The following is an 8,323-nucleotide window of genomic DNA, read 5'->3' as shown; positions in this document are numbered from 1 at the left end:
CGGATGGCGTGACGCTGGTGGCACGTATGCACCGCATTTGACCAAGACTCGTGTCCAAAGGTGCTTGACACATTCCGGATCAAGACCTCGATTGACAGCCTCAAGCGCCGCCTGACCGGTCTGGTTGGCTCCGAGACCGGCCAGCGCCTGCTCTGCCAACCTGCGTCGACCATCGACCTGACCACGGCGATGCGCGAACAGGCGATCGTGATCATGAAATTCGTCCCCGAAACGATCGGCGCCACGAATGCCGCCTTCTGGGGGGCGGCGCTCTTCCAGAGCATCGTCAGCGCGACCTTCGCCCAGCAGGATGAGACCGACCCGGAGCAGCGCTGGGACTGGCCGCTGTTCGTCGACGAGGTGCAAATGTTCGTGAAGGCCGAGCGCGCCGAAGACGCCGAGCGCATGTGGACGCGCACGCGCTCGATGGGCGTCGGCCTGATTGGGGCGCACCAGGGGCTGAACCAACTCGGCGAAAAGCTGGGCGGCATCGTGCTGAACGTGATTGGCGGCATGTGCCTGACGAGCGGCGTGCGCGACGACACCCGCGACCTGGTCAACGCCTACGCCAACCAGGGGCTTCAACCCGAAGACTTCACCGGCGTCAAACCCCGCGAAGAACTGCTCATTCGTTTCCCCGTGGAACGCCGCGACATGGGCCTGATGTCCGCCATCCCGCGTGAGCGCCCGCCCGAGCAGCCCGCCCCCGCGCACCCCCCGACCGCGCGGCCACCCTTCACGCCCGCCTCGCCCGCCGAAGCGCTCGACCTAGCCACCCTCGAAGCGCTGGAGCAGGGCGTTCGCGAGGCGCTGGCGACCCACCCGGATCTGCTGCCGGAGACCGTCTACCGCGCCGTGGCCCACGCGTGGCTCAGCGCCCTCCACCAGGAATACCGCGCCGCGCTGGACGCCGCAGGCCGCGCCACCAGTGCGAGCCAACTGAGCGACCAGGCCTGGGCCGCGATCCAGCACCTGATCGAACAACTGCGTGCGGTCGCGACCCGCCGCGCGCAACACGACGCCGAGCACCTGGTGCAACGCCCACGCACCCTCCCTGCCGACCAACACCTCGCCCAACTCAGCCAGCAGCGCGACGGCGTCCACCCCCTGATCAACGCCTGCTACGTCGCCGCCCTGGTACGGCGCTACCCCACCGACGAACGTAGCCTGGCCCAGCCGGATCGCGGACGGCGACCGCGCGACTCATCCCGCTCGCCCGCCGGGCCAGCGGTCACCCCGCCCGCCGTGCCCGGTCCACCGGCGAGACGACAGGCTCCCCCGTAGATGCGCCCGCCACCGCCATCCCTGGCCCGCCCGCCACCCGGCACCCAGAGCGACGCGCCTCGCCGCCGCGCTCAGCCTGGCGCAGCCGCATCGCAGAAGCAGGCAGCGCGACTCGTCTCGCGCACCCGCCGACGCGACGGTCACATCGTCAGCCGAGCCAGGCCCGCCAGCGTGCAGTCAGCGCACGCCGTCGACGTAAGGCCGAAGCACCCGCCGCCGCGAGGTTCGCCCCCGGCGAACCTCGCGGCGGCGGGTGCTTCGGCCCAACCAGCCCATCAGCAGCAAAGGATCCATCGCCCATGCCCACCACGCGATCACGCCGCCGCGTCACCTGGTCGAACCTCGGCGAACGCACCCGGCTGATGCTCCAGCGGCTCAACGACAGCATCCTGCTCAGCGAAAACGACCTCTGCGCCCTCGTCTGGCCCGAGGCCGTCACGCGGCAAGCGCGCACCGAACGGCTCGCACGCTGGCTGGCCGAGCAATACCTCCAGCCCATCGCCATCCCTGACGGGCGCGGCTACCAACTTGGGCGCCACGGAGCCCGCCTGCTGCGCGAGGCGGGTTTCCCACGCCTCGCGCCCGTGCGCCCGGTCGCGGATCGCGTGCGGCCAGGCTTACTGCTCGCCAACCAGTTTGGTGTCGCGCTGTACGAGGACATCCGCACCGACCTGGGCATCAGCGGCATGGGCTGGATGATCCGGCCCTTCAGCGGCAGCGACGCCCGTGGCGACGGCCTTGCGGCGATAGGCTACGACCTCGACGGGCTGCCCGCGCAGCGCACGCGGCCCGACGCCTACGCCCCGGAGTATCTCGGCGCAGATTACACCCCACCGCCGGGCCTCGGCATTATGCGCCTGGTCATCGAGATCGACAGCGGCAGCGAAGACGCTCGCCAACTCGCCCAGCGCGCCCGCAACTGGCGCACCCGCTGGGACCAGACCACCTGGCCGCCCGCCACGCACACCATCTTTCTCTGGATCACCGACCAGGGCTGGCCCCGCCTCGAAACCATCTGGAGCGCATGGACGCAGCACGCCCTGCTGCCCGCCTTCTTCACCACCACCGCAACCCTGAGCCTCGGCACGGGCATCCACTGGCACCCCTGGCAGCCGCGCCGCCACCTGCCTGACGGGCGCAGCGTCTGGGTCTGGCACGACATGGAAGGCCGCCCGCGCTCGCTGCGCCCGTGGGATCTGGAGGAGGGGGTGTTGAGATTTGAGCGACCTAAACGTGTAGAGGCGAGAAGCTTTGCAGAGAGTCTTGAGATTCTATAGGATCTCCGTGAGTGCTCTATTGGTATTATGCTTACGGGTTGAAAAGAACAAGCAGCACCACTTCAGTTGATATTTTCTTTTCAGTACTCAAAGAACGGTAACTGTTCGATTAATCAATTATTTATGTGAAATTCATTGAGTGTTTAAGGTCGCGAATGGTGTTAACAACAACGCTTGCCAATTCCAAAGGCTCCTTCCGAAGGTGATACTCATTTTGAAAAGAAGATAGGCGTCGGAGAATAAGATTTTTCCCATCAAGCTCCTTCATTAACCAATATCGCTCTTTGACCAACTTTCGGACATAACGAGCCGCTTCTAGTCGATAATCGGCGGGCTTGTCCGCATCATTGATAATATCCAACAACGTATCGAGGTCACGCCCATCCGTCAATACCTTTTCACCCACCTCTCGCAGGCGGCCTATCTGCTGATTATACTTCTTGCGAACAATCAGCCAAGAGGTAAGATAACTCATCAACCCAATGAGGTAGGGAATTACGAGCAAGCCGATTGCCCATTGTGTTCGCTGGTCACGCAGAAAAAACTGCCAGAGACCCCTGGCGAAAATGTCACGCAATTGCTCACCATGTAGCCAAAAAATATAAAAGGAACCATATAGAGCAAACGGCAGACAGAGCAGTGCTATTGCCATCAATCCAGCCGAAACTACGACTGCTCTCTTGATCTGCTGTAGCCATTGTGTATCTTCGTCTTCCCAAATCAGTTGCTTTCGGCGCGCCACATAAGTGTTGCCTACCCGCAGCAATAGTCGGATACCACGGTCTCCGATGATAACAGATGTAATTGCGCTTGCTATAGTGGTAATGTAGAGAAGGATCATGACAGCAGCGACAATCCAGTTGCGCTCTAATAGACTGAACGGGTTAGCTTCAGCAAATATGGGGGAACCAAAGAATAAAACATAAGCGATATCCGGTTGGAGAGGATTTTCCAGCGCGAGTGAGATTAACCGTTCCTGGACGGAGTACGCACTTTCTGGTGTCACCGCTAAGTGATAGCCGGGCAGGTAGATAATAAAGAGCGGATCTTGCAATCGAAAGAGTGCGATGCCAATCAGTATCAGAAGTACGTACCCCATTACACTGAATTGGGCATTCAGAAAAAGCTCCCAAAGTTCAGCCGCCACTTCACGCATTATTTGCCGAGCTGGTGCCGATCGTTGAGGCACAACGGGAGCGGGAGCAGGTGCAGCCGCATATAGCACTGGCGCCGGTCGTGGCAGGGCGGCAGGAGCTGACGGCTGTTCCGGTGCAGGCAGTGACTGGCTTACCTCAATGCTATTTACCGCCGCTAGGACTGCGGGCGACATCTGAAGTGCCCCAGAAACTGGATCTGGCGCAGTGGTCGCATCATCGGCTTGATCGTCTGTTGGAGGGTCAATGATAGATGCTGCGGTCGGCACTGGTAGCGTCGCTTCCTTATCGTTCTGGCTCCGCACTGTCGGCTGCGGCACAGGTGAGGAGGGGCGACGGAGTCTTGTGAGCATAGCACTGCCGAGGGCTCGGATAAGCAGAAAGCCACCGTAGATTATCAAACCACCCATGTACAGCAGGAAGCCAATGTAGATGATGGTAATAATGCCAAGGATTACGAAGACGACCGCATCACGTAGCCAGCCCCAATTGTTCCAGAGGTAGATAAGTAATAAGGCTGTAGAGATAACCAAGATTGCGATGGCTATTCCTGTTCCAATCTGCAGGGCTTTGCGGTATACACGAGAACGCTGGCGTTGTTGCTGCAAAGGGCGTGTTCGTTCGGCGACTGGTCCTGGTAAGCTCTGCCAAAAAAGTTCGGAATCCACATCGACAAGGCATTCACGGAAGTAGTTTTGAGCCTGTTTATCCCAAAACTTTACCGCCAATTGGCGCACCGCTTCCTGTCTAACAAGAACACTCCTTGCCTCATCTTTCGAGGTTTCTTTCAGAGCTTCCAACGCGGCCGCTCCTGGTATTGCACCAAGTGCCTCCACGTAAACCAGCTGGTCGGGTACTGGAACACCGCTACGCAACTGCCCTGTCAGCCGCGTTATAGCTATGCTGGTGAAGTTATGTACCGCCGCCCGAACGTCCGGTGCGAAATCATCACGGGTTGCTTCTAAAAAGTAAGCGCCGAGTTGAGCACGATGATCATAATTACTATAGAGATGTGCGGATAATGTTTTCGGAGCGGCATATATCGTGCGAAGCGGTCCGGTCGGATCATCAAACAAACTAGCCGCCATGATCATTACTTCATCCCAATGACGCTTAGGATGATCATAAAAAGGGGCTAATAGTTGTAATAGCTCGTCTAGATTCGTTTGATTCAACGTCCAGTGCAGATAGAACCACCTACGTGCGGCAAAGAATTCGAGGAAGCGCTGATGGTTGAACCGAACGCCAATGGCTCCTTGTTGGGGCGCCAAAATGCCGCATCGTTGTGCTTCCTCTCCAAGTTCCTTTTGCTCGGCAGTCGAAAATGAGCTAAGAATTGCAGCTGCCGTGGATGGAGAGATATTGGTGGCTTCAACACCCTGAGCCATGCTATTCAAAATACCATACGCCAACACTTCAAGATATTCGATAAGTCGTGCCTTTCTGTGATTCGGCAAGTTGATAATCGCCGTCTGAAACCAGTTGGTAAAAAGGTCTGCAATGCTGGTGTAACTGCGCTTATGGGGATATTTGCAGTAATTATAAAAGAATAGGGTCAGATACAGCGGGTTGCGAATATTTCGCGCCAAGCGCGGATTAATAATCGTCTTTGATTGAGAGGCGGACAATTGCACCGTGTCGTCTTGATAGCCCAAGACGTCGGCAATAAAATCTTTTCCATAATGGTCAGCCACGGCGAAGCCTTCGACCAGTTTTTTGATCAATCGCTTTATTTCAGGATCGCTTAGCTCGGAGATACGCAGGAGTAGCTCTTCGTTTCCTTCACCCCAATAACGCCCCGATTCGTTATGCTGCTTTTCGCGTCCGGTAATTACAATCGAGTTGTGGAATTTTCGGGTAAGAACTGCGACTTTCTTTATGCGATCCCACAGTAATTCGTAACGATTGGGTGGGACTTCATTAAAGGCATCAAGTACCATGACAAGCCGGCCAGCGTTGAAATAATCGCGGAGTGTTGTGCTTCGTTGCGGGTCGAAGAGGAACTCTGCGTACGACCGGAGAATTGTGTCCTTCCGCAACTGCTCCCGGATCTCGTGCAAGAGCCAGTCGTGCGCCTGATCTTCGTCTAGTTCTCGTTCATCCATTTCGCCGATCAAACCGAGATCAACGAAAACAGGAATCTTTACGATAGCCCGGAGTAGTAGAGTACTGTTTCGCAGGCTTCGTTTAGCGACAAGATCAACGTACTTCAGGGCAGTCATCGTCTTCCCGGCTCCAGGGTCGCCGATGATAAGCACGTTCTGTTCGCGTAGAATAAAGCTGAGGATGTTTTGCTTGCGTCCCAGCACCTCGCGATCATTTGCGACCACCCGCACCGCCCGTGCAGAAAGATCAATGGCTGACAACTCAACATAGATATCCGGGTCTTGTGAGCCAGGGACATCCACTGTGAGGCGGCGACTGCTACTGCCAGCAAAGTAGGTTCGTCGGCTCAGTGCCGCCTGTATCGCACGCAGATACGCTTCTTCGTCTTCCTTATTCCAGCGAGACGCCGAAGCTGGATGACGGAGCCGCCGCCACCCTTCCTTAAGAAAGTCTGCGACAAAGGTGCCGAGCACGTTGATAAACAGATCAAAGAGCACGGTGAGCATTTAACCCTCTCCAGTGAGCGCAAGTGCCATTATTCTACCATGCGGTGATTGAGCAAACACAAACTTCAAATGGATCTCCTGTGGCTCCTATGGCCTTGCCAGGGCGCTTCCTCCACATAGCATCGCGAGCTACAACGCACCTGACTTCTCCCCCCCCAATCATGATCTCTTACTGATGCTCTCCTTCCGCAGAGCGCCGATGATACCTCCAGGCGCATCCGCTCCGCAGCGCCCCATCGCCGCGCTGCCCCTGCCAGGAGGACGACAATGCCGACCAACGGCGCCGGCCAGGGCGGATGAACGCAGAGCGCAGAATGAAGAACGCAGAACGGAATCTCACTGAGGTAATCCTGCTCTACGTTCTGCGTTCTCACATGCTTCGTTCCGCTTCAGGAAGCCCAATCCTCCAGTATCAGCCCTGGCACCTGGGCGAAATCTCGCGCGTTGCGGCTGACCAGGATCGAGCCCTCTGCCAGCGCGATCGCGGCGATGCGCAGATCCTGCGTCCCGATGCGAATCCCCTGGCGGCGCAGTTCCTCGAAGTGATCGACTGCGGCGGTGGTGTAGTCGACCAACTGGATCGCCTGATAGAACGCGACCGTTTCCCGTAGGCGCAGATAGCCCCGCGCCGCGTCAGCCTGCGAACGGGCCTGGCGAATCACGGCCAGCCGACCCTGAACCTGCTCGCCGAGCGTGATCGTCGTGACGGCCAGGTCGTTCGGCGCAGTGGCCAGGACGCGAGCGACCACCTGCGGGTGGCGCCGCTGATAGAGCGAGACGTGGTCGGTATCGAGGATGAAGCGTGGGTTCATACGGGTGGCGCGTCATGCGTGTCGGCAGAGCGCAGATCGGCAACCGCCGCCTCAAACGTCTCCCAGTCCAGGTCGTGCTCCCACATGCCAGCGAAGCGCAGCCAGGGATGTTCCACAGCCGGATCCGGGATTGGGAGCTCGACCTGGATCACACGGCTGTGCTGCTGCAGATCGGCTAGGGTGACCCGCAACTGCTCCACTGCCTCAGCTTCGGTCGCACCACTGACCACCAGCTCGGGCAGCACCAGGGCACGTGCCGTGTAGCGGTTGTCCGGTTGGCGGGTGATGAGCACGCTCGTCGCCATCATTTCTTCTCCTATGGGCTGGCACCGACTGATCCGCAGTCACTTTGTGACCATGCATCACATGCCGAGCGTCAGCACGCCGTATGCCAATTGCACCGCTCGCGATATTTCACCATGATACAGATCGCTCTGTCACATCATAGCACATCAGGCAGACATTGCTTATCGCATCCTGCGTGACCGTTACGGTTTGGGGACTACTTCTGCCAGGCCCTCTGGGGGCCAGCCGAGCAACTGCCCCCGACAGAGTTGGGCCATCGGGAGCGTGCGCACGTCGTAGCCAGCCAGTTCGAGCGGGCACTTGCCCCGGATGCGCTGCTGCGCGTCGTGCGTAAACGGCGTCAGGCGGTAGCACCACTCGAAGATCACCAGATAGCTTTGCGCGGTCTCAATGCTGTTGAAGCCGCAGAAGTTCTGATAGTGTTGCGCGAAACGCCGGATCACCAACTCGGTCGTGTTGTTGGTCAGCGGGATGCGTTCGCTCTCGATGGCGTTGACCAGCTTCGGCCAGTGGTGCTCCAGACTGGTAAACACCGGCGCCACCTCCGGCTGCGCCGCGACGTACGCCTCTCGCAGCGCCAGCACCCGTGCGTAGCGCCGCTCGGCCGTGCGCTTCGTTTTGGCCCAGAAGATCCGCTTCAGCTGCCGCACCAGTTCCACCGCCTCCGGGTGGTGCTCCCGATAGTCCTTGCCGTAGGCCGTGCGGATCTGTGCGTGCCAGTTTTGCAGCGCGTGAAAGACACATTCGTGGTGCGTCGCCTGTGGGAAGACGGCCGCGATCGCCGCCCCATACGCCGGGTTCAGGTCGGTCACGATCACCTGCGGGTGGTAGCCTTTGGCCTTCAGTGCCAGCAGAAAGGCCTGCGCACTCGCCGTGCC

At 59.0% G+C, this 8,323-nt stretch carries 7 protein-coding genes; 2 read left to right on the top strand and 5 right to left on the bottom strand.

The genetic code is table 11. The features are described from left to right. Positions 1–60: 60 nt before the first annotated feature. Positions 61–1,284, top strand: a complete 1,224-nt coding sequence (locus A9Q02_RS08565) for a hypothetical protein (RefSeq protein ID WP_097651944.1) — start codon at positions 61–63, stop codon at positions 1,282–1,284. A gap of 148 nt (positions 1,285–1,432) precedes the next feature. On the opposite strand, the gene A9Q02_RS24165 is transcribed toward A9Q02_RS08565, so the two are convergent. Continuing rightward, entirely contained in the window at positions 1,433–1,585 is a 153-nt protein-coding gene (locus A9Q02_RS24165; RefSeq protein ID WP_167857355.1) for a hypothetical protein, read from the bottom strand. Between A9Q02_RS24165 and A9Q02_RS08560 the strand changes: the two genes are divergently transcribed. Continuing rightward, positions 1,584–2,561, top strand: a complete 978-nt coding sequence (locus A9Q02_RS08560; RefSeq protein ID WP_097651943.1) for a hypothetical protein — start codon at positions 1,584–1,586, stop codon at positions 2,559–2,561. The two genes, A9Q02_RS24165 and A9Q02_RS08560, sit on opposite strands and share 2 nt — an antisense overlap. Positions 2,562–2,682: 121 nt before the next feature. Here the strand turns inward: A9Q02_RS08560 and A9Q02_RS08555 are convergent, their stop codons facing one another. The 4 genes from A9Q02_RS08555 to A9Q02_RS08540 form a co-directional block, all read right to left on the bottom strand. Next, positions 2,683–6,327: an NACHT domain-containing protein gene (locus A9Q02_RS08555; protein WP_097651942.1), complete on the bottom strand. Its 3,645-nt coding sequence runs from the start codon at positions 6,325–6,327 to the stop codon at positions 2,683–2,685. A gap of 389 nt (positions 6,328–6,716) precedes the next feature. After that, positions 6,717–7,139: a type II toxin-antitoxin system VapC family toxin gene (locus tag A9Q02_RS08550; protein WP_097651941.1), complete on the bottom strand. Its 423-nt coding sequence runs from the start codon at positions 7,137–7,139 to the stop codon at positions 6,717–6,719. Next, complete coding sequence (locus tag A9Q02_RS08545; protein ID WP_097651940.1) at positions 7,136–7,447, bottom strand: hypothetical protein; 312 nt, start codon at positions 7,445–7,447, stop codon at positions 7,136–7,138. Before A9Q02_RS08545 ends, A9Q02_RS08550 begins: the two co-directional genes overlap by 4 nt. 180 nt (positions 7,448–7,627) lie before the next feature. After that, positions 7,628–8,323, bottom strand: a 696-nt coding sequence (locus A9Q02_RS08540) for an IS66 family transposase (RefSeq protein WP_141508788.1), incomplete at its 5' end; no start/stop codon positions are given.

The organism is Candidatus Chloroploca asiatica (assembly GCF_002532075.1).
Classification (GTDB): Bacteria; Chloroflexota; Chloroflexia; order Chloroflexales; family Chloroflexaceae; genus Chloroploca; species Chloroploca asiatica.
This window is presented reverse-complemented; position numbering and strand designations above follow the sequence as displayed.

Coding starts and splice junctions, on each gene's coding strand:
- A9Q02_RS08560 (WP_097651943.1), top strand. CDS start 1,584: ATGCCCACCACGCGATCACGCCGCCGCGTCACCTGGTCGAACCTCGGC.
- A9Q02_RS08550 (WP_097651941.1), bottom strand. CDS start 7,139: ATGAACCCACGCTTCATCCTCGATACCGACCACGTCTCGCTCTATCAG.
- A9Q02_RS08545 (WP_097651940.1), bottom strand. CDS start 7,447: ATGATGGCGACGAGCGTGCTCATCACCCGCCAACCGGACAACCGCTAC.
- A9Q02_RS24165 (WP_167857355.1), bottom strand. CDS start 1,585: ATGGGCGATGGATCCTTTGCTGCTGATGGGCTGGTTGGGCCGAAGCAC.
- A9Q02_RS08555 (WP_097651942.1), bottom strand. CDS start 6,327: ATGCTCACCGTGCTCTTTGATCTGTTTATCAACGTGCTCGGCACCTTT.